The 23,445-nt window shown below is 70.5% G+C and carries 22 protein-coding genes; 9 read left to right on the top strand and 13 right to left on the bottom strand.

The features are described from left to right. The first annotated feature begins 26 nt into the window (after window positions 1–26). Window positions 27–1,100: a sensor domain-containing diguanylate cyclase gene (locus tag LAJ50_RS14780; protein WP_138651542.1), complete on the top strand. Its 1,074-nt coding sequence runs from the start codon at window positions 27–29 to the stop codon at window positions 1,098–1,100. A 10-nt stretch (window positions 1,101–1,110) separates the two neighbouring features. Here LAJ50_RS14780 and LAJ50_RS14775 read toward each other — a convergent pair whose 3' ends face one another. Together LAJ50_RS14775 and LAJ50_RS14770 are read right to left on the bottom strand one after the other, a co-directional pair. After that, window positions 1,111–2,055: a DMT family transporter gene (locus LAJ50_RS14775; protein ID WP_138651540.1), complete on the bottom strand. Its 945-nt coding sequence runs from the start codon at window positions 2,053–2,055 to the stop codon at window positions 1,111–1,113. Window positions 2,056–2,097: 42 nt separating this feature from the next. Beyond that, window positions 2,098–2,946, bottom strand: coding sequence for a DUF72 domain-containing protein (locus tag LAJ50_RS14770; protein ID WP_138651538.1), 849 nt, complete (start codon window positions 2,944–2,946; stop codon window positions 2,098–2,100). Between the two features lie 149 nt (window positions 2,947–3,095). Here LAJ50_RS14770 and LAJ50_RS14765 point away from each other — a divergent pair, with 149 nt between their 5' ends. The 5 genes from LAJ50_RS14765 to LAJ50_RS14745 all read left to right on the top strand — a co-directional run bounded on the left by LAJ50_RS14765 (window position 3,096) and on the right by LAJ50_RS14745 (window position 9,316). Next, a complete protein-coding gene (locus LAJ50_RS14765) occupies window positions 3,096–4,133 on the top strand; it encodes a lipid A deacylase LpxR family protein (protein WP_130549907.1) in 1,038 nt (345 codons plus the stop codon). Window positions 4,134–4,155: 22 nt separating this feature from the next. Further along, window positions 4,156–4,635 carry a ribonuclease E activity regulator RraA gene (gene rraA, locus LAJ50_RS14760; RefSeq protein ID WP_138651536.1) on the top strand — a complete coding sequence of 160 codons (480 nt, stop codon included), beginning with the start codon at window positions 4,156–4,158 and terminating at the stop codon, window positions 4,633–4,635. 103 nt (window positions 4,636–4,738) lie between these two features. Next, the gene (locus LAJ50_RS14755) at window positions 4,739–6,583 is read left to right on the top strand and encodes an ABC transporter ATP-binding protein (RefSeq protein ID WP_138651566.1); all 1,845 of its coding nucleotides are present in this window, start codon (window positions 4,739–4,741) and stop codon (window positions 6,581–6,583) included. Window positions 6,584–6,767: 184 nt separating this feature from the next. Continuing rightward, window positions 6,768–8,042 (top strand): HD-GYP domain-containing protein, encoded by a 1,275-nt coding sequence (locus LAJ50_RS14750; RefSeq protein ID WP_165424057.1) that lies wholly within the window; start codon window positions 6,768–6,770, stop codon window positions 8,040–8,042. A 53-nt stretch (window positions 8,043–8,095) separates the two neighbouring features. Beyond that, window positions 8,096–9,316 carry a bifunctional diguanylate cyclase/phosphodiesterase gene (locus LAJ50_RS14745; protein WP_130549903.1) on the top strand — a complete coding sequence of 407 codons (1,221 nt, stop codon included), beginning with the start codon at window positions 8,096–8,098 and terminating at the stop codon, window positions 9,314–9,316. A 41-nt stretch (window positions 9,317–9,357) separates the two neighbouring features. Here the strand turns inward: LAJ50_RS14745 and LAJ50_RS14740 are convergent, their stop codons facing one another. Then, entirely contained in the window at window positions 9,358–10,293 is a 936-nt protein-coding gene (locus LAJ50_RS14740) for a LysR substrate-binding domain-containing protein (protein ID WP_130549902.1), read from the bottom strand. Between the two features lie 201 nt (window positions 10,294–10,494). Here LAJ50_RS14740 and LAJ50_RS14735 point away from each other — a divergent pair, with 201 nt between their 5' ends. Beyond that, window positions 10,495–11,397, top strand: coding sequence for a DMT family transporter (locus LAJ50_RS14735; protein WP_138651534.1), 903 nt, complete (start codon window positions 10,495–10,497; stop codon window positions 11,395–11,397). 31 nt (window positions 11,398–11,428) lie between these two features. On the opposite strand, the gene LAJ50_RS14730 is transcribed toward LAJ50_RS14735, so the two are convergent. The 8 genes from LAJ50_RS14730 to LAJ50_RS14695 form a co-directional block, all read right to left on the bottom strand. Beyond that, window positions 11,429–12,358 carry a peptidylprolyl isomerase gene (locus LAJ50_RS14730; protein WP_138651532.1) on the bottom strand — a complete coding sequence of 310 codons (930 nt, stop codon included), beginning with the start codon at window positions 12,356–12,358 and terminating at the stop codon, window positions 11,429–11,431. A 163-nt stretch (window positions 12,359–12,521) separates the two neighbouring features. Further along, the gene (locus LAJ50_RS14725) at window positions 12,522–13,691 is read right to left on the bottom strand and encodes a DUF4105 domain-containing protein (protein WP_343228052.1); all 1,170 of its coding nucleotides are present in this window, start codon (window positions 13,689–13,691) and stop codon (window positions 12,522–12,524) included. 17 nt (window positions 13,692–13,708) lie between these two features. Continuing rightward, window positions 13,709–14,572 (bottom strand): transporter associated domain-containing protein, encoded by an 864-nt coding sequence (locus tag LAJ50_RS14720; RefSeq protein WP_130549899.1) that lies wholly within the window; start codon window positions 14,570–14,572, stop codon window positions 13,709–13,711. 81 nt (window positions 14,573–14,653) lie between these two features. Continuing rightward, window positions 14,654–15,238 (bottom strand): hypothetical protein, encoded by a 585-nt coding sequence (locus LAJ50_RS14715; RefSeq protein WP_224096332.1) that lies wholly within the window; start codon window positions 15,236–15,238, stop codon window positions 14,654–14,656. Next, window positions 15,235–15,732 (bottom strand): rRNA maturation RNase YbeY, encoded by a 498-nt coding sequence (gene ybeY / locus LAJ50_RS14710; protein WP_138651528.1) that lies wholly within the window; start codon window positions 15,730–15,732, stop codon window positions 15,235–15,237. The genes LAJ50_RS14715 and ybeY overlap by 4 nt, the downstream gene beginning before the upstream one ends. A gap of 12 nt (window positions 15,733–15,744) precedes the next feature. Continuing rightward, the gene (locus LAJ50_RS14705) at window positions 15,745–16,719 is read right to left on the bottom strand and encodes a PhoH family protein (protein WP_130549897.1); all 975 of its coding nucleotides are present in this window, start codon (window positions 16,717–16,719) and stop codon (window positions 15,745–15,747) included. Between the two features lie 7 nt (window positions 16,720–16,726). Further along, window positions 16,727–17,638 (bottom strand): class I SAM-dependent methyltransferase, encoded by a 912-nt coding sequence (locus LAJ50_RS14700; protein WP_224096331.1) that lies wholly within the window; start codon window positions 17,636–17,638, stop codon window positions 16,727–16,729. A gap of 10 nt (window positions 17,639–17,648) precedes the next feature. After that, window positions 17,649–19,055, bottom strand: coding sequence for an FAD-binding oxidoreductase (locus tag LAJ50_RS14695; RefSeq protein WP_171044538.1), 1,407 nt, complete (start codon window positions 19,053–19,055; stop codon window positions 17,649–17,651). A gap of 121 nt (window positions 19,056–19,176) precedes the next feature. On the opposite strand from LAJ50_RS14695, the gene LAJ50_RS14690 reads away from it, so the two are divergent. Next, window positions 19,177–19,953 (top strand): helix-turn-helix transcriptional regulator, encoded by a 777-nt coding sequence (locus LAJ50_RS14690; protein ID WP_138651522.1) that lies wholly within the window; start codon window positions 19,177–19,179, stop codon window positions 19,951–19,953. Window position 19,954: 1 nt separating this feature from the next. Here the strand turns inward: LAJ50_RS14690 and LAJ50_RS14685 are convergent, their stop codons facing one another. Both LAJ50_RS14685 and miaB read right to left on the bottom strand, forming a co-directional pair. After that, window positions 19,955–20,773: a shikimate 5-dehydrogenase gene (locus LAJ50_RS14685; protein WP_130549893.1), complete on the bottom strand. Its 819-nt coding sequence runs from the start codon at window positions 20,771–20,773 to the stop codon at window positions 19,955–19,957. Beyond that, on the bottom strand, window positions 20,770–22,200 hold the full coding sequence (gene miaB / locus LAJ50_RS14680) for a tRNA (N6-isopentenyl adenosine(37)-C2)-methylthiotransferase MiaB (protein ID WP_138651520.1): 1,431 nt from the start codon (window positions 22,198–22,200) through the stop codon (window positions 20,770–20,772). Before miaB ends, LAJ50_RS14685 begins: the two co-directional genes overlap by 4 nt. 199 nt (window positions 22,201–22,399) lie before the next feature. Here miaB and LAJ50_RS14675 point away from each other — a divergent pair, with 199 nt between their 5' ends. Beyond that, the gene (locus tag LAJ50_RS14675) at window positions 22,400–23,323 is read left to right on the top strand and encodes a lytic transglycosylase domain-containing protein (protein ID WP_138651518.1); all 924 of its coding nucleotides are present in this window, start codon (window positions 22,400–22,402) and stop codon (window positions 23,321–23,323) included. The last annotated feature ends 122 nt before the right edge of the window (window positions 23,324–23,445 follow it).

Below are 23,445 nucleotides of genomic sequence, written 5' to 3'. Positions count from 1 at the left end.
GAACGGTCGCTGGCTAAGTTCGCCGGATGCCAAGTCCCCCGCATCCGCACGACGAAGCCAGGCGCCAGGCCGTCCTGGCGCGCTATCACATCTTGGACAGCGAGAGCGAACAGGCCTACGACGATCTGGTCACCATCGCCGCGCGCATCTGCGATGCGCCGATCGCGGCGATCAGCCTGATCGACGAGGATCGCCAGTGGTTCAAGTCGCGCAAGGGACTGGAGGCACGGCAGACCGGGCGCGATATTTCCTTCTGCGGCCACGCCATCCTGGCGCCCGAGGAAACGACGGTGGTGCGCGATGCGAGCACCGATGCGCGCTTCCTCGACAACCCCCTGGTGACCGGCGCGCTGGGCGTGCGCTTCTACGCCGGCGCGCCGCTGGTGACACCCGATGGCCAGGCGCTGGGCGCGCTGTGCGTGCTGGACAGCAAGCCGCGCACGCTCAGCCCCGGGCAGGCCGAGGCGCTGCGCGCGCTGGCGCGCCAGGTGATGTATCTGCTGGAGCTGCGGCGCATCTCCAGCGCGCTGGCCACGCAGATGGCCGAGCGCGACTGGTACGAGCAGCAGCTGCGCCAGTATCAGGACGAGCTGGAAGTCCAGAACGCCGACCTGGCCGCGCAGACCCGCACCGATCCGCTGACCGGCCTGCCCAACCGCCGCGCGCTGACCATGGCCCTGGACATGGCGCTGGAGCAACACGCGGCCGGATGGGGCAAGGGCGTCAGCGTCGCGGTGGTCGACGTGGATCACTTCAAGGTGATCAACGACGTGCATGGTCACGCCACGGGCGATGAAGTGCTGGTGGCGCTGGCCGACACCCTGCGCGCGCACAGCGCCGACGGCATGGCCGCGCGCTATGGCGGGGAGGAGTTCGTGATCCTGTTCCCGGACAGCACCGGCGAGCAGGCGCGGGCGCAGTGCGAGTTCCTGCGCACCGCGGCCACCTCGCTGCCGGTCGACCTGCCGGTGACGGTGAGCATCGGCGTGGCCGAATGCCGGCGCCGCGACGATACGGCCGAGGACGCCTTCCGCCGCGCCGATCAGGCGCTGTATGCGGCCAAGCGCGGCGGCCGCGACCGCGTGGTGCTGGCGCCCTAGCCGGGCGCGCTCAGTCGGCCACGCTCTTGGCCTCGGCGGTCGCCAGCAGCTCCGGATGCGCCGCCGGTTTGCGTCGGGCCACCACCGGATGGGCGAAGACCGCGACCAGGATGATCGCCACGCCGCCGTAGAACATCGGCGTGAGTTCGCGCTGCTCGCCCAGCAGCACGATGGCCAGCAGGATCGCGTAGACCGGCTCCAGGTTGGTCGCCAGCTGCATGCCGTAGGCGCTGACCTGGCGCAGGGCCACAAGCGCCAGGGCGAAGGGCAGCAGCGTGCAGGCCAGCGACAGCACCACCAGCAGCACCGCGTCGTGCAGGCTGGGCAGGATCAGCAGTGCGCCGCCGAAGCCGGGCACCAGCGCCATCAGCGGCGCCAGCGCGGTCAGCAGCACGGTGCCGGCACCCAGTTCCAGGGCGGTGACCGTCAACGGTTCGCCGCCTTCGACCATGCGCTTGTTGAGCGAGCCGAACACCGCCACCAGCAGTGCCGACAGCGCGCCGACCACGATGCCGGCGCGCATCTCGTGCGGCACGCCACCGACCACCATCGCCACGCCGGGCAGGGTGGCGATGCCGAAGAACAGCTCGCGCGCGTCGAACGGCCGCCGCGTCACCCACGGCTCGATCATCGCGGTGAACGCCGGCGCCAGCGCGATGCAGGTCGCCGCGACCGAGGCGTTGGCCAGCTTGATCGCGCCATAGAAGGTCAGCCAGTGCAGCGCCACCAGCGCGCCGATGCCGGCATAGGCCCAGCGCCGCCGCACCGGCATCGTGCGCAGGCCGCGCCAGACCGCGGGCAGCAGCGCCAGGGCGAGCACCACCAGCAGCATGCGCCACCACACCAGCGGCAGTGCGGGCAGGGTGATGAGCTTGCCGAGGATGGCGGTGAATCCCCACAGCAGCACGCACAGGTGCACTTGCAGGTGGGCCTTGCGGCGGACGGACATGGGCATGGCCGCGATTATCGCCGTGCCGCCCCGCCATGGCGAAAACGATTATTCGCGCAACCGTTCCAGCAGGGCCATGGCGGCGGCCGGATTGCGCTCCTTGGCCGCGGAGATGAAGAACACGAAGACCTCGCGCGGCCGCTTGGGCGCCGGTGTCGGGCCCACGTGCGGCAGGTCTTCGGGGTCCTCGCCCGCGCGCCAGGCGCGCGCGCGGCGCGCCCAGGCGTCCAGTTCGGCGGCGGGGTAGCCGGTGGGTTCGTCGCTGCGGCTGGCCATCAGGCGCGCATAGACGAAGTCGCCGGTGATATCGGCGAAGGAGGGATACTCGGTGGATTCGGAGAACACCGTGCCCATGCCGTGCGCGCGGACCAGGGCCAGGAAGTCCGGCGTGATGAAGTCCGGATCGCGCACGTCCAGCACGTGCCGCAGCGCGCGCTTGCCGGCCTTCTTCGGCAGCAGGTCGAGGAAGCCTTCGAACTGCTCGCCATCGATCCTGCGCCCGGCCTCGAACTGCCAGACCAGCGGGCCGAGCTTGTCGCCCAGTTCGCTGATGCCGCCGATGAAATCCTCCACCTGGGCGCGCGTGCCGGTCAGCTTGCGCGACTGGGTGATGCGCTTGGGCGCCTTGGCCGAGAACACGAAGCCCTCGGGCGTGGCATCGCGCCACTTGGCATAGGTGGCCGGCTGCTGGGTGCCGTAGTAGGTGCCGTTGATCTCGATCGCGCTCAGGCGGGCGCTGGCGTATTCCAGCTCGCGCCGCTGGACCAGCCCGGCGGGATAGAAGTTGTCGCGCCACGGCGCGAACACCCAGCCGCCGATGCCGACCCGGATCCCTTTGGAGGCCACGCGCGGGGCGAACAGGTCGGCGTCGGCCGGGGCGGAGGGGCGGCGGGCCATCACGGGACTCCGGAAGGACGAAGGCCTGCCAGCATAGCCGGGGTGGTCGGGAAGACCGATGGCCGCGACGCTGCGTGCCAAGCCTTCACACCAATTTCAATACTGATCCGTTCATGATTCTCTGCACTCAACTTTCACGCGGGAATCCCATGTCAAAGGCAGGCTGGCTGCTGATCGCGGCCACGGCGAGCGGCAGCGCGCAGGCGGCCACGTCGGAGCAGTGTCCCACCCGCACCGACATTCCCAAGGCCGTCAGCCTCCGCGTCGACAACGACCTGTTCGGCGGCGATCACCAGGACCAGGGCTATACCAGCGGCGTCGAACTGAGCTGGGTCTCGGCCAACCTGAAGGACTACCAGGACGATCCGTGCCTGCCGCGGATGGCGCGCCTGGTCAATCGCTACCTCAGCGCGATCCAGCCCGAGGGCTTCGATGAGCAGAACATGGTCTTCAACATCGGCCAGGCGCTGTACACGCCCAAGGACAACACCCGCAGCGACCTGATCCCGGACGACCGGCCCTATGCCGGCGTGCTGATGGCCACCTTTGGCTACAACGCGCGCAAGGGCGACGCGCTGCAGACCACGCAGATCGGCCTGGGCTGGGTGGGGCCGTCGGCGCGCGGCAAGCAGATCCAGGAGGCGGTGCACCGGGTGCTCAGCGACAAGAAGTTCCGAGGCTGGGACAACCAGCTGCGCGACGAGCCGCTGTTCCTGCTGCGCCATGAGCGCATGCATCGCTTCGCCTGGGGCTCGGGGCTGTGGACCTGGGATGCGATCACGCACTACGGCGCGGCGCTGGGCAACTTCCAGACCTTCGCCAACGGCGGGGCCGAGCTGCGCTTCGGCCGCCACCTGCCCGACGACTTCGGCAGCACCCCGCTGCGCCCGGCGGGCGAGAACACCGCCCCGGCCAGCCAGACCCGTCCGGGTGGGGAATGGCGCTTCCACGCCTTCCTGACCACCGACGTGCGCTGGGTGCTGCGTGACATCACCCTGGACGGCAACACCTGGAAGGACAGCCACAGCGTGGACAAGCGCGATGTGGTGGGCTACGTCGGCTACGGCGTGGCGGTCATGAAGGGGCGCTGGAAGTTCGCCGTGGCGCGCTACCATTCCAGCCGCGAGTTCGACGGCCAGAGCGAGCCGCCGGTGTTCGGCAGCTTCACCATCAGCCGCGCGCTGTAATCCGGCCCCAGCGGAGAACGCCATGCCCCAGTGGAGTACGCCCGAACTGTGCGACGCCCATCCCGAGGTGCAGGTGGCCGAGCCATTGTTCCGCGACTTCGGCGGCGCGGCGGCCTTCAGCGGCGCGATCGTCACCCTGCGCTGCCCGGAGGACAATTCGCGCGTGCGCGAGCAGGTCGAACAGGCCGGCACCGGCAAGGTGCTGGTGATCGAGGCCGGCGGCTCGCTGCGCCACGCGATGCTGGGCGACATGCTGGCCGAGAAGGCCGTGGCCAACGGCTGGTCCGGCGTGCTGGTGCATGGCTGCGTGCGCGACGTGGAAGTGCTGGCCAATCTGCCGCTGGGCATCAAGGCGCTGGCGGCCGTGCCGATGAAGACCGAGAAGCGCGGCCTGGGCGAGGTCGATGTGCCGGTGCGCTTCGCCGGGGTGTCCTTCGTGCCCGGGCAGTGGCTGTACGCCGACGCCAACGGCGTGATCGTGGCCGAGCATGCGCTGACCTGAGTCCGCACGCCGGCGCAGAGGATTGAGGAGCGGGCAGGGGCGGCGCCGCCCTGGCCTTCGCGGTGGCTCACGCCGCACTCCTCTAGACTCGCCTGCTGCCATGATGTTCCGCTGGTTCGAATCGCTGATCGACGTGTTCGGCCGTCCCGACGAGGCGATGCCGCCGCGCGGGCTGCTGCGCTTCTACCTGCACTACCTGCGGCCGGGCGGCTGGGTGCTCGCGGCCATGTTCGTGGTCGGCTTCGCGGTGGCGCTGGTGGAAGTGGCCCTGTTCGATTTCCTCGGCAAGCTGGTGGACCTGGCCAAGGACGAAACGGCGGCCGGCTTCTTCGAGCGCCATGGCCCGCAGCTGCTGGGCATGGCGGCCGTGGCGCTGCTGCTGCGGCCGCTGCTGATGGCGCTGGGCGACCTGCTGATGCACCAGTCGGTGACCCCGGCGCTGACCGCGCGCATCCGTTGGCAGCAGCATCGGCACGTGGTGCGGCAGAGCCTGTCCTTCTTCCAGAACGACTACGCCGGGCGCATCGCCAACCGGATCATGCAGACCGGCGCCTCGCTGCGCGAGTCGGCCACCCAGATGATCGATGCGCTGTGGTACGTGGCGGTCTACACCGGCAGCGCGCTGGTGTTGTTCGCGCAGTCGGACTGGCGGCTGATGCTGCCGCTGATCGCCTGGCTGCTGGCCTACGTGGCCGCGCTGGCCTACTTCGTGCCGCGGGTGAAGGAGCGCTCCTGGCGCGCCTCCGAATCCAGGTCCAGGCTGATGGGCCGGGTGGTGGACGGCTACACCAACATCGCCACGCTCAAGCTGTTCCCGCACCCGCAGCGCGAGGACGACTATGTCGCCGAGGCGGTGCGCGAGAACCTGGGCAGCGTGCAGCGCATGACCCGCATGACCACCTCGATGGACGTGGTCATCGCCGTGCTCAACGGCCTGATGATCGCGGGCACCGCCGGCCTGGGCCTGTGGCTGTGGCAGCGCGGGGCGATCACCGTCGGCGCCATCGCCCTGTCCACGGGCCTGGTGATCCGCATCGAGAACATGTCCGGCTGGATCATGTGGGTGGTCAATGGCCTGTTCGAGGACATCGGCACGGTCCAGGACGGCATGGAAACCATCGCCCAGCCGCACACCCTGACCGACCGGCCCGGCGCGCAGCCGCTGCGGATCACCGCGGGCGAAGTGCGCTTCGAGGACATCCACTTCCACTACGGCAAGCGCGGCGGGGTGATCGCCGGCCTCGACCTGACCGTGGCCCCCGGCGAGAAGATCGGCCTGGTCGGCCCGTCCGGCGCCGGCAAGTCGACCCTGGTCAACGTGCTGCTGCGCCTGTACGACCTGGAGGCCGGGCGCATCCTGATCGACGGTCAGGACATCGCCGGCGTCACCCAGGCCAGCCTGCGCGGCCAGATCGGCGTGGTCACCCAGGACACCTCGCTGCTGCACCGCTCGATCCTGGACAACCTGCGTTACGGCCGTCCCGACGCGACGCCCGAACAGGTGGCGGCCGCCATCGCCCAGGCGCGTGCCGAGGGCTTCATCGACGCGCTGGTGGACGGGGAGGGGCACACCGGCCTGGCGGCGCACGTGGGCGAGCGCGGGGTCAAGCTCTCCGGCGGCCAGCGCCAGCGCATCGCGATCGCCCGGGTGCTGCTGAAGGACGCGCCGATCCTGCTGCTGGACGAGGCCACCTCGGCGCTGGATTCGGAGGTCGAGGCGGCGATCCAGGACAGCCTGGACGCGCTGATGGGGGGCAAGACCGTCATCGCCATTGCGCATCGGCTGTCCACCATCGCCCGGATGGACCGGCTGGTGGTGATGGACGCGGGCCGGATCGTGGAGACGGGGACCCACGCCCAGCTGCTGGCCCGGGGCGGCCTGTATGCGCGCCTGTGGCAGCGGCAGACCGGGGGGTTCGTCGCCGCCGATCCGCCGGCCCCGCGCTAGCGGCTAAAGAAAGACGCGCGCGCGCCGTTAGGCTGCTCAGTCTGTCTTTCTTGAAAGACCGGCGGCGTCTAGGGATGATGCGTGCAGGGAGAGGGGTTGCATGATGCGTGATGCGACTGCAGGGACCGCAGGGACTGCGAAGGCTGCGAATGCTGCGAGTACTGCGAGGGGCAGGCATCAACGGATGTGGATCGAGGAACGCGAACTGCAGGTGGGCGAGCTGCGCCCGGGAATGTACGTCAGCCGGCTCGACCGCGACTGGCTCGGCACGCCGTACATGCTCGAGGGGTTCCTGATCGAGAACCCGGCCGACATCGCCGAGCTGGCCAAGTACTGCGCCAGCGTCACCGTCGATGTGGCCAAGAGCGAGACCTTCGTGCATGCCGCCCTGCGCAAGCCGGCGGCCGCGCCCATGGTGACCGCGGATCCGCCGCCCCCGCCGGCGCCGCGGCGCAAGCCTTATGTGATTCCCGATCTGGCCGCGCTGCGCGCCAATCCGCGTCCGATCCTCGCGCGCGTCCAGGACGAGGTGCCGCGCGCCAGCGAGGCACTGGAGGCGGTGGACCGCGCCGCCGGCGGCATCATTTCCGAGCTGCGCAACGGCGGGCGGCTGGACGTGGAGGCGGTCGAGGAGGCGGTGACGCCGGTGGTGGACAGCATCGTGCGCAATCCCGACGCGTTCTTCTGGCTGGAAACGCTGCGCCACCACGACGGCTACACCTACAGCCACGCGGTGAACTGCTGCGGCTTCATGGCCGCCTTCGGCCGCCACCTGGGCTTCCCGGACGAGGCCCTGCACGACCTGGCCACGGCCGGGCTGCTGCTGGACATCGGCAAGACCGCGCTGCCCGAGGCGCTGCTGGAGCACGATGGTGAACTGGAGCCGGCGCAGCTGGAGCTGCTGCGTAGCCACCTGGGCCACAGCCTGCGTTTGTACGACGCCTCCGGCGCCTCCAACGCGGTCGTGCGCGAGATGATCCTGACCCATCACGAGCGCGAGGACGGCTCGGGCTATCCCGCCGGGCTGACCGGCGCGCAGATCCCGCTGTTCGGGCGGATCGCGGCGATCGTCGATTCGTTCGACGCGATGACCAGCCTGCGGCCCTACCGCGAGCCGCTGTCACGCTACGAGGCGATGCAGGCGCTCTACAAGCAGCGCGGTACGGCCTACCAGCCCGACCTGGTCGAACAGTTCGTCCAGTGCCTGGGCGTCTACCCCACCGGTAGCCTGGTGGAGCTGTCCACCGGCGAGGTGGCCATCGTGGTGGCGCAGAACCCGGTCCGCCGCCTGTTCCCCGAAGTGATGCTGCTGACCGATGCCGACAAGCAGCGCCGGGAAAGCTTCGCGCCGCTGGACCTGCGCGAGACCTGGAGCGCGCACGACAACCGGCAGATCAGCATCCGCAAGGGGCTCAAGCCGGGCAGCTACGGGCTCGATCCCAAGGAACTCTATCTGTGACCGGTGCGCAGGCCGGCACCGCGTCGCGCCAGCCAGGGCGGTAGGACACCGGCATGCTCAATCGCGACCTTCTGTTCGACGCCATCGCGCGCCACGCGCCCGGGCCCGCTGCCGGCGGCGCGCTGCTGCTGGTGCGCATGCAGCGGCTGCGCGAGTACGAGGCGGTGTTCGGCTACGGCGCCAGCGACGCCCTGGTCGACGCCTTCGCCGTGCGCCTGGGCAACTGCCTGCGCGATGCCGACGTGCAGCTGCGCATCGGCGAGTGCGATTTCGCCGTGCTGCTGCCCGGCGTGCGCGACCAGCACCTGGCCATGCTGGCGGCGGGCAAGATCGCACGCGCCTTCCGCTATCCGCTGGAGGCCGGTGGCCGCCCCTCGCGGGTCACCGTGGCGGTCGGCGTGGCCATGGCCGCCGACGCGGCCGACGCCGAGATGCTGTGCCGGCGCGCCGACGCGGCCTGCGCCAGCGCCGCCCACCTGCCCGAGCACCATGCGCTGTACGCGGGACAGGTGCGGGCCAGCGTCGGCTACGAGGACCTGCATCGCGCGATCCAGCACAACGAACTGAAGGTCTACCTGCAGCCGATCTTCGCCCTCGAGAGCGGGGCGCTGAAAGGCTTCGAATCGCTGGCGCGCTGGCAGGACCCGGTGCTGGGCCCGGTGCCGCCGGACCTGTTCGTCATCGCCGCCGAGCAGACCGGCCTGATCGACGGCCTGACCCGCTGGAGCGTCAACGCCACGCTGCGCCACTGCGCGCCGGTGTTCGCGGGAAACCCGGGCCTGCAGTGCGCGCTGAACGTCTCGCCGATCGCGCTGACCGCGGGGGGCTTCGTCGAGCAGATGGACTCGGCCCTGCGCATCTGGAACGTCAACCCCGCCCAGGTGGTGCTGGAAGTCACCGAGACCGCCTTCGTCGACAACCCGCAGCAGATCGGCCAGGCGCTCACCCGGCTGCGCGCGATGGGCCTGCGCATCGCCGTGGACGATTTCGGCGTGGGCTATTCCTCGCTGTCCTACTTCCGCCATTTCCATGTGGACGAGCTGAAGATCGACATGAGCTTCGTGCGCGACATCATCGAAAGCCGGCGCATGTGCCGGCTGGTGGAGTCGATCGTCAACATGGGCCACAGCATGGAGGCGGTGGTGGTGGCCGAAGGCATCGAGAGCTCGGCGGTGTGGGCCCGCCTGCGCGAGCTCGGCTGCGACCTGGGGCAGGGCTACTACCCGGGTCGGCCGGCACCGGCTGAAGAGGCGCTGGCGCAGTTCGTCGGCTGAGGGCCTCCCGCGCGCCGGCGCCGGCCGCCGATGCGGCGCCCTCAGCCCGGTGCGCGACCGAGCAGTTCGTCCGGCACCGCCGGCATCGGCGTGCGCGTGTCCTTGGCCTGCTCCTTGAGCCAGTCCATGAACAGCCGCGCGGCCGGCGACAGCGTGCGATGGGTGGCATGCACGGCGTAGTAGGCGAAGCGCGCGCGGATGGCCGGGCCGGGCAGGCGCACCAGTTCGTAGCGCTGCAGGTAGGGCAGGGCGATGTGCTTGCGAGCCAGCGCCGCGCCCAGGCCGTAGACCGCCGCGCGCATCACATCGGTGCTGTCGCTGAAGACGTGCGCGATCGGCAGCTGCGCGCCGTGCACGCCGACCTCGCGGAACCACTCGCGCCAGCCCTGCAGCCCGAGGTCGGCCAGCAGCGGTAGCTGCGCGATCTGCGCTGGCGTGGACACCTCGCGCAGGCCGTGGAGCGCAGGCGAGGCGACCGGGAACAGCTCGTCGTCCATCAGGTGGTGCGCGGTGATGCCGGGCCAGTCGCCGCTGCCGTAGCGGATGCCGATCTCCGGGCCGTTGTCGTCGAAGCGCGCCATCGCCGGACTGGAATCCAGTTCCACCCGCACCCGCGGGTAGGCGGCGCAGAAGCGGGGCAGGCGCGGCAGCAGCCAGCAGTAGGCCAGCGAATGCAGCGTGGTCACCTTCAGCGGCACCACCTCGGACTGCGGATGCAGCGCGCCGGCGACCGCGGCCACGTCGGCCAGCGCGGCGGTGGCGGCGTCGGCCAGCTGGCGGCCCTCCGGGGTCAGCTTGACCCCGCGCGCATGGCGCTGGAACAGGCTCACGCCCAGCAGCGCCTCGAGCTTGCGCACGTGATGACTGACCGCGCTCGCGGTCAGGTGCAGCTCCTCGGCGGCATGCGCCAGGTTCTGGTGGCGGGCGGCGGCGGCGAACACGCCCAGCGAGGGCAGCAGGGTCGGGCGCAGGTGCATGGCAAGACACAAACCAGATTTGTGGCAGGCGCCGATACTACGCGCTTGTAGGGGCAGGCCGGGCGCCCGACCATGCAATGACGCTGCGATGTCCGGAACCGGCCAGCGCGCCGCCGCCGCATCCCGCAGGCTGGCGACGCCTGCCGGCGGGCGTTGCCGGTCCGCTCTCGCTCCCTCCTGATCCTCACGTGGAACCGCGCCATGTCCCATGCCTCGCCTTCGGCCGCCTGCCCGCCCACCGACACCGCCCGCGACTGGCGCACGCCTATCGAACTGATCGTGCTGGGCGTGATCTGGGGTAGCTCGTTCCTGTTCATGCGCGTGGCCGCGCCGCATTTCGGGCCCTACGCCCTGGTCGAGCTGCGTTTGTGCCTGGGCGCGCTGGTGTTGCTGCCGTTCCTGTGGCGCGACCGGGCGCGGTTCCCCGCTAGGCGCTGGCCGGTGCTGGCCGGCATCGGGGTGCTGAACTCGGCGCTGCCCTTCCTGCTGTTCGCCTGGGGCGCGCAGCACGCGCCGGCGGCGATCGGCGCCATCACCAACGCGATGACCGTGCTGTTCACCGCGCTGATCGCGTTCCTGTTCTTCGGCGAGCGGATCGGCACGCGCCGCTCGGTTGCCCTGCTGGTCGGCTTCATCGGCGTGCTGGTGCTGGCCACCGGCAAGGCCGGCGGCCTGAGCGTGGGCCCGGCGGCGCTGGCCGGCGCCACCGCTTCGCTGCTGTACGGCATCGGCTACAACCTGGTGAAGCGGCAGATGGCCGACCTGCCGCCGGCCAGCTCGGCGGCGGCGACGCTGGGCTGCGCCGCCCTGCTGCTCTCGCCGCTGGCGGCGACGCACTGGCCCGCGGCGCCGGTGCCCAGCGTGGCCTGGGCCTGCGCCGGTGCGCTGGGCATCGTGTGCACCGGCCTGGCCTACCGCGTGTACTACCGCCTGATCCAGCGCATCGGTCCGGGGCGCGCGTCCACGGTGACCTATCTCATCCCGGTGTTCGGCGCGCTGCTGGCCTGGGCCATCCTGGGCGAGCCGCTGACCTGGACGATGCTGCTGGCGGCGGTGCTGATCCTGGGCAGCGTGGCGGCCAGCCAGCGTGCCGCCAGACGCTGAGCGCGGGCTCTGACCCCTTGCGCCCCTCCGCCTACTTCTGACTTCCCGGCGTACGCACCGGCAGCGGCACGTTGCACAGGTCGATATGCCCGGCCGGACGCTTGTAGAAATCGTCCACGCGGTTGCGCTTGGCCTCGACCACATCGTGGAAGGTCTGGCTGTCGGTGCGCAGCAGCTCCAGCGGCGTGCGCTCGGCGGCGGGCACCTCGCTGGCCAGGCGGATCGACCTGATCGGCGTGCGTTGCGCCGGGTCGGTGTAGAAGCCCATCGGGTCCGGGCCGCGCCGGATCGTGCTCAGCAGCTCCATGCCCTTCACCACGCGGCCGACCACGGTGATGTTGTCGTCCAGCTGGCGCGGCGACTGGCCGATGACCACGTACAGCTCGGCGCCGATGCTGCTGTCGTCGGCGTTGTTGCGGCCCGCGCCCAGCGTGCCGTAGCAGTGTGCCAGCCAGGCCTTGCCGTCGGCACCGTCGCGCGCGGCCGGAAACCCGTCGACGAAGCCGACCTGCCGGGCCCAGCCGTCGCTGTCGGGCAGGGCCTGGAACGCCAGGCCCTTGGCGCTGCGGTGGAACTCGGCCGGCAGATGCGTCTTCGCACTGCCCAGCGACTTGGCCTTGGCCGGATCCTCGCCATCGACGTCGCCGAACTGCACCACGAAGTTGTCCTGCGAGCGGTAGATGCTGGTGCCGTCCCAGAAGTGCTCGTGGGCCAGCGTGCTGATGTTGGCGACGTGCTCGGGCGCGAACGCCGGCGCCAGTTCGATCACCACCCGGCCGGTGGCCAGTTCCAGGTAGAGCGTGCGCGCCGGATCCAGCGTGCGCCAGTCGCTGGCCGGCGACGCGTCGAGGATCTGCTGCCCGCTGCGATAGGGCTTCTTCGCCGGCGCGTCCGCGCCCGCGGCCACGGCAGGCAACAACGCGATCAGCAGCGCGGCGGTGAGACGGGTGGAAGCGGGCATGGGCGACTCGTGGCGTGGAAGGATGCCCGATTCTGACCGGGCACCCTGCGCCACGCCAGCGGCAGGCAAGCGACTCGCGCAGCCACGCGGGAGCGGGGCAGGCAGATCGGGTCCATCATGCGCCCGCCCGCCGTGCCGCAGGGGCATGCGGGCAAGGTCCGGCTCAGCGCGTCGCGCGCTGCACGGTCAGTACGTAGGCAAGCGCCAGGTGCACCGGCACCAGGAGCGCGACCCAGGCGATGTTGGCCTGCACGTTGAACGGGAACCAGTGCAGCATCCACGCCAGCATCGACAGCGCCGCCACCAGGCGCAGCAGCCAGCGCGACCAGGCGGCCAGCGCGCGGCCACGCAGGACCTGCACCGCCGCCGGCAGCAGCAGCACGCACAGCGGATCGAGCAGCAGCAGATTGCGGTTGGCCCAGCCCGCCACATGGCCACTGCCGAACCAGATGAACAGCATCAGCGCGCCGGCCAGCGTGCACACCAGCCAGAACACCAGCGCCACGCCGCCGACCACGCGCCGCGCGCGCGCGCCCAGCCACACCAGCGCGAAGGCCACCAGCACGCCGGCCAGCAGCCAGGGCCACCAGACGCGCGCGGCCTCCGGCGGTTCGGGCGCGATGCGGTGCGGCAGCAGCTGCTGGGTCGACTGCACCAGCGGGCGGCCCTGGGTGTTCTTCACCTGGGCCAGCGCATCGGCCAGGCGCATCGGCACGAAGGCCTCGTCCCAGCGCGAGAGCTGGCGGTCGGCATATGGGCCGAAGCCGAGGTCGAAGCCGATCCACATCCACCACGCCGGCGAGGCCAGGCGCACCGACTCGCTGCGGTAGGTGTTGCCGCGCGAGCGGCCGGCCAGCTGCTTCTTCAGCGTGCCGCCCATGGCCGCATCCAGCGCATCGCGCACCTGGGTGGCACAGTTGCTGTTGAAGTAGTCGTAGGGATAGCGCGCGTTCTCCGGGCGCGCGCGCCAGGCCAGCGAATCGGCCAGCGCCTGCGCCTGCTGCGGCGTCAGGTCCAGCCACTGGATCGACACGCCGCGGCCTTCGGCGCGGTAGCTCTGCAGGTCCTCCTGCAGCGGCAGCGCCACCAGGTAGTACAGCATCTTGCCGTCGATGAAACGACGCACGAAGCCCGGTTCGTCCGGGTCGAAGAAGCCGAAGTTGTACGAGGTGGCCTGGCCGGTCTGCGGGTCGGCCACCACCAGTGCGTCATGGCCGAAGCGCTCGAAGAACACCTCCCCCGGCTGCATGGTCATCACGCCGATGCGCGGCGCGGCCGGCGCCGCGCAGGCCAGCAGCGCGAAGACGAGCGCGCACAGCACGCGCGCGAGCAGGCCGGTCCTCTTCAAGCTCAGCCCTCGGACAGCACGCCGACGTGGAAGGCGTGCACGCGGCGCGCATCGGCCTTGGCCACGCGGAAGGCGAAGCGCCCCAGCGTCAGCTCCTCGCCGGTCTCGGGCAGATGGCCGATGGCGTCGGTGACCAGGCCGCCGACGGTGTCGTACTCGTCATCGGGGAAATCGGCGCCGAAGCGCTCGTTGAAGTCCTCGATCGGGGTGAGCGCATCGACCACGTACTGGCCATCGGCCTGCGCGGCGATGCGCGAGGCCTCGTCCTCGGCCTCGTCGTGCTCGTCGTCGATCTCGCCGACGATCTGCTCCAGCACGTCCTCGATGGTGACCAGGCCGGCCACGCCGCCGTACTCGTCCACCACCAGCGCCATGTGGTTGCGCGAGAGGCGGAACTCCTTGAGCAGCAGGTTGAGCTTCTTCGATTCGGGGATCAGCACCGCCGGGCGCAGCAGCTCGCGCACCGTGCCCGGCCCGTTGTCGGCGACCACGCCGCGCAGCAGGTCCTTGGCCAGCAGGATGCCCAGGATCTCGTCCTTGTTGTCGCCGTGCACCGGGAAGCGCGAGTGGCCGGACTCGACCACCTGCTGCATCAGCTGCAGGAACGGCGTATCCACCGCCAGGGAGACCATCTGCGAACGCGAGACCATCACATCGCCCACGGTGAGTTCGGCCACCGACATGGCGCCTTCCATCATCGTCACGGTATCGGCCTCGAGCAGGCCGTTGTGCTGCGCGTCGCGCAGCAGCGCGAGCAGGTCTTCGCGGGATTCCGGCTCGCCGGAGAACGCCTGGCTCAGGCGTTCCAGCCAGCTGCGTCGTTTTTCAGGGATTTCCGACGCGGTAGTACTGTCGTCTTCTGACATTGGGGGGTGGACGGCACCCGGCGATCGCGGGCGTGGCCGGCAGTCTAGCAGAACGTTTTGGACGGCCGTTTGACGCTGCCTTCAGGGGGCCTGGGCCTGCGCGGCCGGCGCCGGCGGGGCCGGATCGGGCCCTTCGGTATCCAGGTTGTAGCTGCAGCCGGCCAGGGTCTTGCCCGGGTGGCTGGCGACATTGGAGACGTTGAGGATGATCGCCTGGATCAGGGTCTGGCCGCTGGCCGGGTCGGTGCGTTCGGTGGCCCGCAGCTGCTTGCCGAAGATGGCCTTCTGCGGCGTGTCGAGCCCGGTCTCCAGCTGCAGCTGGTGGGCGAGCGGGCGCGGATCGGGCAGGTCCAGGATCGCCATGATGCTGTCGCCGGCGAAGGCGATCCGGTCGGTGGCATGGCCGAAGACGGTGATCGGCGCGGCCAGCTGGAACTCGGTCATGAACTGGTTGACCTGCGGCAGCGGCTTCCAGCCCAGTGCCACGGCCTTCAGCGGATCGGACAGCGCCGGGGACAGCGCCAGGAAGTCGGGCACGTCCTTGCGGCATTCGATCAGCGCGGCCAGGTCGGGTTTGGCGATGGGGGCGGCCTCGGTCGCGCGCACGCGCGTCGGGGCGAACGGTGCGCACAGCAGCAGCGCGAAGGCGAGCGCGCGCCGGCTCATGCGGCGCCATCCGCCGCGTAGGGATCGTCGATGCCCAGTTCGGCCAGGATCTCCCGCTCCAGCCGCTCCATCGCCTCGGCTTCCTTGTCGTCCTCGTGGTCCCAGCCCAGCAGGTGCAGGGTGCCGTGCACGGTCAGGTGCGCGTAGTGCGCCAGCAGCGCCTTGTCCTGCTCCCGCGCCTCGCGCGCCACCACCGGCGCGCAGATCACCAGGTCGCCCAGCAGCGGCATGGTCACGCCCTTGGGCAGCTTGATCGTCTCGTCCAGCTCGCCCGGGAAGGACAGCACGTTGGTCGCGTAGTCCTTGCCGCGATAGTGGCGGTTGAGCGCACGGCCTTCCTTCGCATCGACCAGGCGGATAGCCAGGTCGGCATCGCGGATGCGGCCCTTCAGCGCCGCGGCGACCCACTTGCGGAAACTCACCGCGGACGGAAGGCCGGCGCGCGGCAGCGCATAGCTGACCGCGACCTGCAGATGGATCGGACCCTGGGTCATGTCGGTTTCAACTCACGCCGGATCGGCGGCCTTGTCGTCGCGCGCATCGTAAGCCCGCACGATGCGCGCCACCAGCGGATGCCGCACCACATCGCGCGCGCCGAAGAAGCTGAAGGAGATCCCGTCCACGCCGCGCAGCACCTCCAGCGCGTCCTTGAGCCCGGAGCGGATGTGCTTGGGCAGGTCGGTCTGGCTGAGGTCGCCGGTCACCACCGCGGTGCTGCCGAAGCCGATGCGGGTCAGGAACATCTTCATCTGCTCGACGGTGGTGTTCTGCGCCTCGTCCAGGATCACGAAGGCATCGTTGAGCGTGCGCCCGCGCATGTAGGCCAGCGGCGCGATCTCGATGACGTTCTTCTCCAGCAGCTTGGCGACCTTCTCCACGCCCAGCATCTCGTACAGGGCGTCGTAGAGCGGGCGCAGGTAGGGATCCACCTTCTGGCTCAGGTCGCCGGGCAGGAAGCCGAGCTTCTCGCCGGCCTCCACCGCCGGGCGCACCAGCACCAGCCGCTGCACGCGCGCCTCGTTCAGCGCCTCCACCGCCATGGCCACGGCCAGGAAGGTCTTGCCGGTGCCGGCCGGGCCGATGCCGAAGTTGATGTCGTGGGTGGCGATGGCGTGCAGATAGGCGGCCTGGTTGGGGCCGCGCCCGCGCACGGTGCCGCGCTTGACCTTGATCGCCACGTCCTGCGGCGCGTAGCCGCCGGCGGCGACCTGCTCGAGGTTGGCTTCGTTGAGCCGCAGATGGATCGCGTCGGCATCGAAGGTCTCCGTCGCCGCTTCCGCGTACAGCGCCTGCAGCAGCTGCTCGGTCGCGGCGACGGCACGGTCCGGGCCCTGCACGCGGAACACGTTGCCGCGGTTGGAGATCTCCACGCCCAGCTTCAGTTCGATCTGGCGCAGGTGCGCATCGAACGGGCCGGACAGGTTGGCCAGCTGCTCGGTGTCGTAGGGATCGAGGGTGAAATCGTGATGATGTGTCGTCATAGACCGCCTAGGGTAGCGCGGCGGCCATGAGCGGGGCATGTGTGCGGCCCGCCGGAACAGGGTGATCCGGATGCGACAAACACCCGTGGAACAGCCATTCTCCCGGTGCCGGATCGGGATCTTCCCCATCGTCGGGGGCGGCGACATCGCCCAGCCGCACGCCGCCCTGGCCCAGCAGCAGCGGCAGGGCCTGGCGGCTCGCGCCCCAGCGGAAGGGTTCGCCACGCCATTGCAGCCATCGACGCACCCAGGGACGCTGCCGGGCGAAGCCGGGCGTGCCGTCGCGGCGCAGGTCCATCGCGGTGGCGATCAGGTCCGCGTCCGGCAATGCGCGGGCAAGCTGCCGCAGCAGCGTCTGCACCGTGTCCAGCGGCAGGTACATGAACACGCCTTCGGCAATGACCAGCGTCGGTAGCTCGGGCGCGAAGCCGGGCAGCCCGCGCAGCCAGCGCGCCAGCGGCAGCGCGCCGAGTTCGCCCGGACACAGCTGCAGACGCGCATCGTCCAGGCCGAGCGCCGCCAGCGCGGCGCGCTTGACGGCCAGGGTCGCGGGCCGGTCGACCTCGAACACGCGCGCCGCCGGTGCCGCATCCAGCAGCGTCTGCGCCAGCCCGTCGAAGCCGGCGCCCAGGATCAGGACCTGGCGCACGCCGTCGGCGCAGGCCTGTCGCGCCCACTGCCGGATCCGACGCTTGCGCCAGGCGTAGTGCGCGCCGATGCCGGGCACGCAGGCGGCTTCCAGCAGGCCCAGCAGGCCGCGCCCGAGGCGGCCGTCGACCGCCCGGAGCAGGCGCTCCGCGCTTTCGCCCGCGCGCTGCAGGCAGGCGCGGGCGATCGCGGCGTTGCGCTGCGCTTCCGGCGTGCGATCCGTATGCGCCTGACGCACCGCGGCGGCGGCCAGCAGCATCGCGGTGGACATGCCGGCCATGTCAGCCGGTCACCAGCGCGGCGTGGTGGCGATACCAGTCGCTCTGCCAGCGGCCATACGGATCGAGCGCACGCTTGGCGCGCAGGAATTCGGCGAAGCGCGGATGCGCCGCCCGCACCTGCTCGCGCGTGGCCCAGCGGTGATAGGTCAGGTAGTAGCTGCCGCCGAACCACAGCGCATCGTCGATCAGCGCGCGGAAGGCCACCGCCGCGGTCTGCACGCCCGCCGGGCCATGCTGCACGTGCAGGTTGAACACCACGCACGCCCAGTCCTGTCGCGCCCACGCCAGCAGGCTGGTCGCCTCGCGCTCGATCAGGCGCACGGTGCCGTAGACCGGCTCGGCCTGGTGGCGACGCAGGCTGTCGGCGGCACGGCCCATGAACCGCGCCAGCGCGCCGCGCGGCACGTACAGCTCGGTGATCATCTCCGAGCCGCAGTGGCCCAGGCTGCGATCGACCGCGGTGTGGTAGTCCTCCAGATAGACGCCGGTCTGCTGCGCATCGCTAGCGTAGTGCTGGCCATCGGTGGCCAGATAGAACTCGGCGTATTCCTGGAACGCGCACGAGGGCGCGTGGTGGGCCAGCACCAGCAGCCGGCCGAAGTCCTCGGCCTGCAGGTGGCGCGGCGTGTCGGGTTCGGCGCCATCGACGGGGCGATAGCAGGACAGCACGCCCAGATCGAGGAAATCCTCGCTGCGCGGATCGATCGAAAACTGGAAATCGCCATACGTGCAGCCTTGCGCGATCGCGTCCTCGAATGCGCGCTGCACGCCGCCGACGCGGGCCAGCGACACCTGGCGTCGCAACGTCTGCCGGCGCGTCAGGCGCAGCGTCAGCTGCACCACCAGGCCGAACAGCCCGTAGCCGCCCGCCACCAGCGCGAACAGCTCGGGCCGCTCGCCGCGGCTGGCCTGCAGGCGCTGGCCCTGCGCATCGACCAGCACCAGGGCCTCCACGTCCTCCACGAACGGCGCCAGGCACAGCCCGCGCCCATGGATGTTGGCGGCCAGCGCGCCGCCCAGGCTGAAACCATCGGCACCGGTCTGCTTCTGGCGGATCGTCCAGCCGGCGGTGTTGTCCGGGCACGCCGCCAGCCAGGCCAGCAAGGCGGGCCAGCGGATGCCGGCTTCGACCGTGACCAGCCCGCGCACCGGGTCGAAGGCGACGACACGATCCAGGGCCGCGGTGTCGAGCACGTGGCCGTCGGCGAGGAACTGCTGCCCGCCCATCGCATGGCGCGCGCCGGCGGCGATCAGCGGCAAGCCGGCGCGCGCGCTGGCGCGGATCGCATCGCAGGCCTGGTCCACCGAGCCGGGCCGGAGCACGCGTGCGCGGGTGGGGTTGAGTCGGGCATGGACATCGTTGAGCCGTTCGGCGGGCGGACAGGCCGGGGCGGGCAGGGCGGACATACGCGTCACTTCGGTGGAGGAGCGCCTAACGTCGCCGCCGGGGATCGCCATCCGCAATCGCGGTCGCTGAAGTATCGGAATATGATCCCTGACACCCGCATGTGAGGAGCCGAAGACCGCCATGGCCGACCGCGAACGCCTGCTCGTCGCGCTCAAGCGCCTGCTCAGGGAACGCGGCTGGCGCTATGCCGACCTGGCCGCCGCGCTTGGCGTGTCCGAGCCGACGATCAAGCGCGTGCTGTCCAGCGGCCGCATGGACCTGGCCCGCCTGGAGCAGATCTGCGACGCGCTGGACATCGACTTCTTCGAACTGGCGCGCAGCGCCCGCGGCACGCGCGAATCGCGCCGCCACCTCACCCTGCACCAGGAGCAGGCGCTGGCGGCCGAGCCGCGGCTGATGACCGTCTTCCACCTGCTGTGCCAGGGCTGGCGCACCGCGGCGATCGGCGAGGGCTACGGCCTCAAGCCGCCCGAACTGGTGCGGCTGCTGGCGCAGCTGGACCGCCTGCGCCTGCTGGAACTGCTGCCCGGCAACCATGTGCGCCTGCGCGTTCCGCGCGACTTCTCATGGCGCGACGACGGGCCGGTGCGTGCGCGCTACCTGCAGATGGCCAGTCATGAGTTCCTCCGGGACGACTTCGCCGCGGCCGAGGCGCATTTCGCGCTGGAAATCCGCGAACTCGGCGAGGCCTCGGTCGCCACGTTGCGGCGCAAGGTGGACAAGCTGGTGGCCGACTTCAAGGAGGCGGCGGAACTGGACGTCAGCCTGCCGTCAGAGCGGCGCCGCAGCGTCGGCATGCTGGTCGCGCTGCGGCCATGGGTCTTCTCGCTGGCCGAGAGCCTGCGCACCGCAGCCGCCACGCCCGCACACGATCCGCGCAGGCGCACGCGGCGTTAGATCAGGCGAGCGCGTGCGCGGCGGCGCGGGCGATCAGTTCGGGCTCGGGCCGCACGCCGGTGTAGAGGACGAACTGCTCGACCGCCTGCAGCACGATCACCTGGCCGCCGGTGATCACCGGCTTGCCCAGCGACCGCGCCAGCCGGATCAGCGGCGTCTCCACCGGGATGGCGACCACGTCGAACACCAGCTGCGCCGCGGCGACCTCCTCTTCGGTAAAGGCCAGCGCCTGCGCGTCGGAACTGCCCTCCATGCCGATCGGGGTGACGTTGACCAGCAGGCCGGCCGCCACGCCACGCATGTCCTCGGACCACTGCCAGCCGGCGGTACGCGCCAGACGCTGACCGGCCACCGCGTTGCGCGCCACCACCCAGCCCCGGGTGAAACCGCGGTCGCGCAGCGCACAGGCAGTGGCCTTGGCCATGCCGCCGCTGCCGCGCAGCGCGACCGGCGTGTCCGGCGCCAGGCCGCTGTCGGCGATCAGGGTGGCCACCGCGGTGTAGTCGGTGTTGTAACCGCGCAGCACGCCGTCGGTGTTGAGGATGGTGTTGACCGAATCGATCGCCTGGGCCGAAGGCTCCAGCCCGTCCAGCAGCGGGATCACCGCTTCCTTGAACGGCATCGACACCGCACAGCCCCGGATGCCCAGCGCGCGGATGCCCGCGATCGCGCCGTCCAGGTCGGTCGTGGTGAACGCCTTGTACAGGTAATCCAGGCCCAGCGCGTCGTAGAGATAGTTCTGGAAGCGCGTGCCGAAGTTGCCCGGCCGCCCGGACAGCGACATGCACAGCTGGGTGTCGCGGCTGATGCGCCCGGTCATGCGGCCTGCTCCGTGTCGGTGACCACGCGCCCGCGCAGCGAGTTGGCCAGCGCCTCGGTGATCAGCACATCGACGAATTGGCCGATCAGGCGCTGCGGCGCGGGGAAGTTCACCGAGCGCATGTTCTCGGTCTTGCCGGTGAGCTCGTTGGGGTTCTTCTTCGACGGGCCCTCGACCAGCACGGTCTGCACGCTGCCGACCATCTTCTGCGAGATCTCCGCGGCGAAGGCGTTGATGCGCGCCTGCAGGCGCTCCAGCCGCGCGTGCTTGGTCTGGCTGGGCGTGTCGTCGGCCAGGTCGGCCGCCGGCGTGCCGGGACGGCGCGAATAGATGAAGGAGAAGCTTTGGTCGAAGCCGACGTCCTCGATCAGCTTCATGGTCTTCTCGAAGTCCGCATCGGTCTCGCCGGGAAAGCCGACGATGAAGTCCGAGCTGATCGAGATGTCCGGCCGCACCGCGCGCAGCTTGCGGATCTTGGACTTGAACTCCAGCGCGGTGTAGCCGCGCTTCATCGCGCTGAGGATGCGGTCGCTGCCCGCCTGCACCGGCAGGTGCAGGTAGTTGGCCAGCTGCGGCACGTCGCGGTAGGCGTCGATCAGCGTGTCGGAGAACTCCAGGGGATGGGAGGTGGTGAAGCGGATGCGGCCCACGCCCTCGATCTGGGCGATGGTGCGGATCAGCATGCCCAGATCCGCGATCTCGCCCTCGCCATACGGCCCGCGATAGGCGTTGACGTTCTGGCCGAGCAGGTTGATCTCGCGCACGCCCTGGGCGGCCAGCTGCGCCACCTCGACCAGCACGTCCTCGAAGGGCCGGCTCACTTCCGTGCCGCGGGTGTAGGGCACCACGCAGAAGCTGCAGTACTTGCTGCAGCCCTCCATGATCGACACGAACGCGCTGGGGCCTTCGGCCCGCGGTTCGGGCAGGGCATCGAACTTCTCGATCTCCGGGAAGCTGATGTCCACCTGCGGGCGGTTCTGCTCGCGCCGCGCGCGGATCAGCTCGGGCAGGCGATGCAGGGTCTGCGGGCCGAACACCAGATCCACATAAGGCGCGCGCTTGACGATGGCCTCGCCCTCCTGGGACGCCACGCAGCCGCCGACGCCGATGATGACCTCGCGGCCGCCGGTCTTGAAGTCCTTCCACCGGCCCAGCTGGCTGAAGACCTTCTCCTGCGCCTTCTCGCGGATCGAGCAGGTGTTGACCAGGATGACGTCGGCCTCTTCGGGCCGGTCGGTCAGCTCCAGCCCTTCGGCCTGGGCGAGCACGTCGGCCATCTTCGCCGAGTCGTACTCGTTCATCTGGCAACCGTGGGTCTTGATGTACAGCTTGCCGCGGACTTCGGTCGGCCTGGCGGCGACGAAGGGCAGGGGTACGAGCGAGGTGTCGCCCGGGGTGGGCGGAGTGACGTCTGGCGTCCCGGTCATGGCGCTTAATCCAGTCGGGTGGGCGGGGAAGCCGGCTAGTTTAGCGGCTTGGCGGCCGGTGCCGGGCCTCCGGGTGCTGGCCGCGGCCAAGGCGGTGCTCTCCAGGCACCGAAAGCACGCCTTCGCGGCAGTTGGCCGACCCCGTGAATCCCGCGCCGAATGCTTGTTAAGTCCTTGATAAGCTGGGACACTCGCGGCCATGAGGGGGCTGCTGCGACTGGGGATGATCGCTGCCACGCTGGTCGCGCTGCCGGCCAGCGCCGGCACGCTGTACAAGTGCGTCGGCGCCGACGGCGTCCCGGCCTATGTCAGCAAGCGCATGTCCGGTGCCACCTGCACCGTGGTGAGCCAGTACCGGCCCGAGCCGGCGCGCCGCGCCCAGGCCAGCGCGCCGGCATCCAGGCCCACCTCGCTTCCTGCCCCCGTCCCGAGTCCTGTACCGGCCAGTGGCGAGCCGCGGCGTTCCACCGCCATCGTGCCGGCCGCGCCACCGCCGGCTGCTCCGGTCGCGCTCAGACCGCCCGCCGCGCCTTCGCGACGGGTGGTCAGCGGCCAGGTGTATTCCTTCGTCAAGGACGGGGTGCGCAACTACACCAGCGCGCGTCCGCGCGGGCTGGCCAGCGCCGAGGTCCGCACCATCCACTACAGCTTCATCGAGACCTGCTACGCCTGCGGCAATCCCACTCTCAACTTCGGCGCGGTGCGGCTGAACACGGTCGCCTATTCGAGTGAGATCGCCGCGGCCGCGCGCGAGTTCGGCGTGGAAGAGGCGATCGTGCGCGCGATCATTCACGCCGAATCCTCCTACAACCCGCTGGCGCTCTCGCGCGCCGGCGCGATGGGGCTGATGCAGCTGATGCCGGCCACCGCGCGTCGGTTCGGCGTGGACGATGCGTACAACGCCACGCAGAACATCCGCGGCGGCGTCCAGTACCTGGCCTGGCTGCTCAAGCGCTACCAGGGCAATCTGACCCTGGCCGCGGCCGGCTACAACGCCGGCGAGGGCGCGGTGGACCGCAACGGCGGCGTGCCGCCCTATGCCGAGACCCAGCGCTACGTGCAGCGGGTGGGCGTGCTGGCCGAGCGCTACCGCGCCAACCTTGGGACGGTCGGCCTTCGCTGAACGGATGTTGCGTTGCAGTACCGGAATCGGCCGGTGTTCCTTTTCCAACTGATTGATGGGAAAGGGATTGTTGTGACGAAATTTTTTATTCAGTTAGACTCCGACCCGCTCTTGCGATGAGG

The sequence above is a fragment of the Pseudoxanthomonas sp. X-1 genome (genome assembly GCF_020042665.1).
Classification (GTDB): Bacteria; Pseudomonadota; Gammaproteobacteria; order Xanthomonadales; family Xanthomonadaceae; genus Pseudoxanthomonas_A; species Pseudoxanthomonas_A spadix_A.
The sequence above is the reverse complement of the archived record's forward strand: the minus strand, read 5'-3'. Positions and strand labels throughout refer to the sequence as shown.

Bases quoted from the DNA above. Each gene is read 5' to 3' on its own strand.
- LAJ50_RS14685 (WP_130549893.1), bottom strand. From the start codon at position 20,773: ATGACCGGGCGCATCAGCCGCGACACCCAGCTGTGCATGTCGCTGTCC.
- LAJ50_RS14755 (WP_138651566.1), top strand. From the start codon at position 4,739: ATGTTCCGCTGGTTCGAATCGCTGATCGACGTGTTCGGCCGTCCCGAC.
- LAJ50_RS14730 (WP_138651532.1), bottom strand. From the start codon at position 12,358: ATGCCCGCTTCCACCCGTCTCACCGCCGCGCTGCTGATCGCGTTGTTG.
- LAJ50_RS14750 (WP_165424057.1), top strand. From the start codon at position 6,768: ATGTGGATCGAGGAACGCGAACTGCAGGTGGGCGAGCTGCGCCCGGGA.
- rraA (WP_138651536.1), top strand. From the start codon at position 4,156: ATGCCCCAGTGGAGTACGCCCGAACTGTGCGACGCCCATCCCGAGGTG.
- ybeY (WP_138651528.1), bottom strand. From the start codon at position 15,732: ATGACCCAGGGTCCGATCCATCTGCAGGTCGCGGTCAGCTATGCGCTG.
- LAJ50_RS14690 (WP_138651522.1), top strand. From the start codon at position 19,177: ATGGCCGACCGCGAACGCCTGCTCGTCGCGCTCAAGCGCCTGCTCAGG.
- LAJ50_RS14720 (WP_130549899.1), bottom strand. From the start codon at position 14,572: ATGTCAGAAGACGACAGTACTACCGCGTCGGAAATCCCTGAAAAACGA.
- LAJ50_RS14700 (WP_224096331.1), bottom strand. From the start codon at position 17,638: ATGTCCACCGCGATGCTGCTGGCCGCCGCCGCGGTGCGTCAGGCGCAT.
- LAJ50_RS14715 (WP_224096332.1), bottom strand. From the start codon at position 15,238: ATGAGCCGGCGCGCGCTCGCCTTCGCGCTGCTGCTGTGCGCACCGTTC.
- LAJ50_RS14705 (WP_130549897.1), bottom strand. From the start codon at position 16,719: ATGACGACACATCATCACGATTTCACCCTCGATCCCTACGACACCGAG.
- LAJ50_RS14675 (WP_138651518.1), top strand. From the start codon at position 22,400: ATGAGGGGGCTGCTGCGACTGGGGATGATCGCTGCCACGCTGGTCGCG.
- LAJ50_RS14775 (WP_138651540.1), bottom strand. From the start codon at position 2,055: ATGCCCATGTCCGTCCGCCGCAAGGCCCACCTGCAAGTGCACCTGTGC.
- miaB (WP_138651520.1), bottom strand. From the start codon at position 22,200: ATGACCGGGACGCCAGACGTCACTCCGCCCACCCCGGGCGACACCTCG.
- LAJ50_RS14745 (WP_130549903.1), top strand. From the start codon at position 8,096: ATGCTCAATCGCGACCTTCTGTTCGACGCCATCGCGCGCCACGCGCCC.
- LAJ50_RS14765 (WP_130549907.1), top strand. From the start codon at position 3,096: ATGTCAAAGGCAGGCTGGCTGCTGATCGCGGCCACGGCGAGCGGCAGC.
- LAJ50_RS14695 (WP_171044538.1), bottom strand. From the start codon at position 19,055: ATGTCCGCCCTGCCCGCCCCGGCCTGTCCGCCCGCCGAACGGCTCAAC.
- LAJ50_RS14770 (WP_138651538.1), bottom strand. From the start codon at position 2,946: ATGGCCCGCCGCCCCTCCGCCCCGGCCGACGCCGACCTGTTCGCCCCG.
- LAJ50_RS14780 (WP_138651542.1), top strand. From the start codon at position 27: ATGCCAAGTCCCCCGCATCCGCACGACGAAGCCAGGCGCCAGGCCGTC.
- LAJ50_RS14740 (WP_130549902.1), bottom strand. From the start codon at position 10,293: ATGCACCTGCGCCCGACCCTGCTGCCCTCGCTGGGCGTGTTCGCCGCC.
- LAJ50_RS14735 (WP_138651534.1), top strand. From the start codon at position 10,495: ATGTCCCATGCCTCGCCTTCGGCCGCCTGCCCGCCCACCGACACCGCC.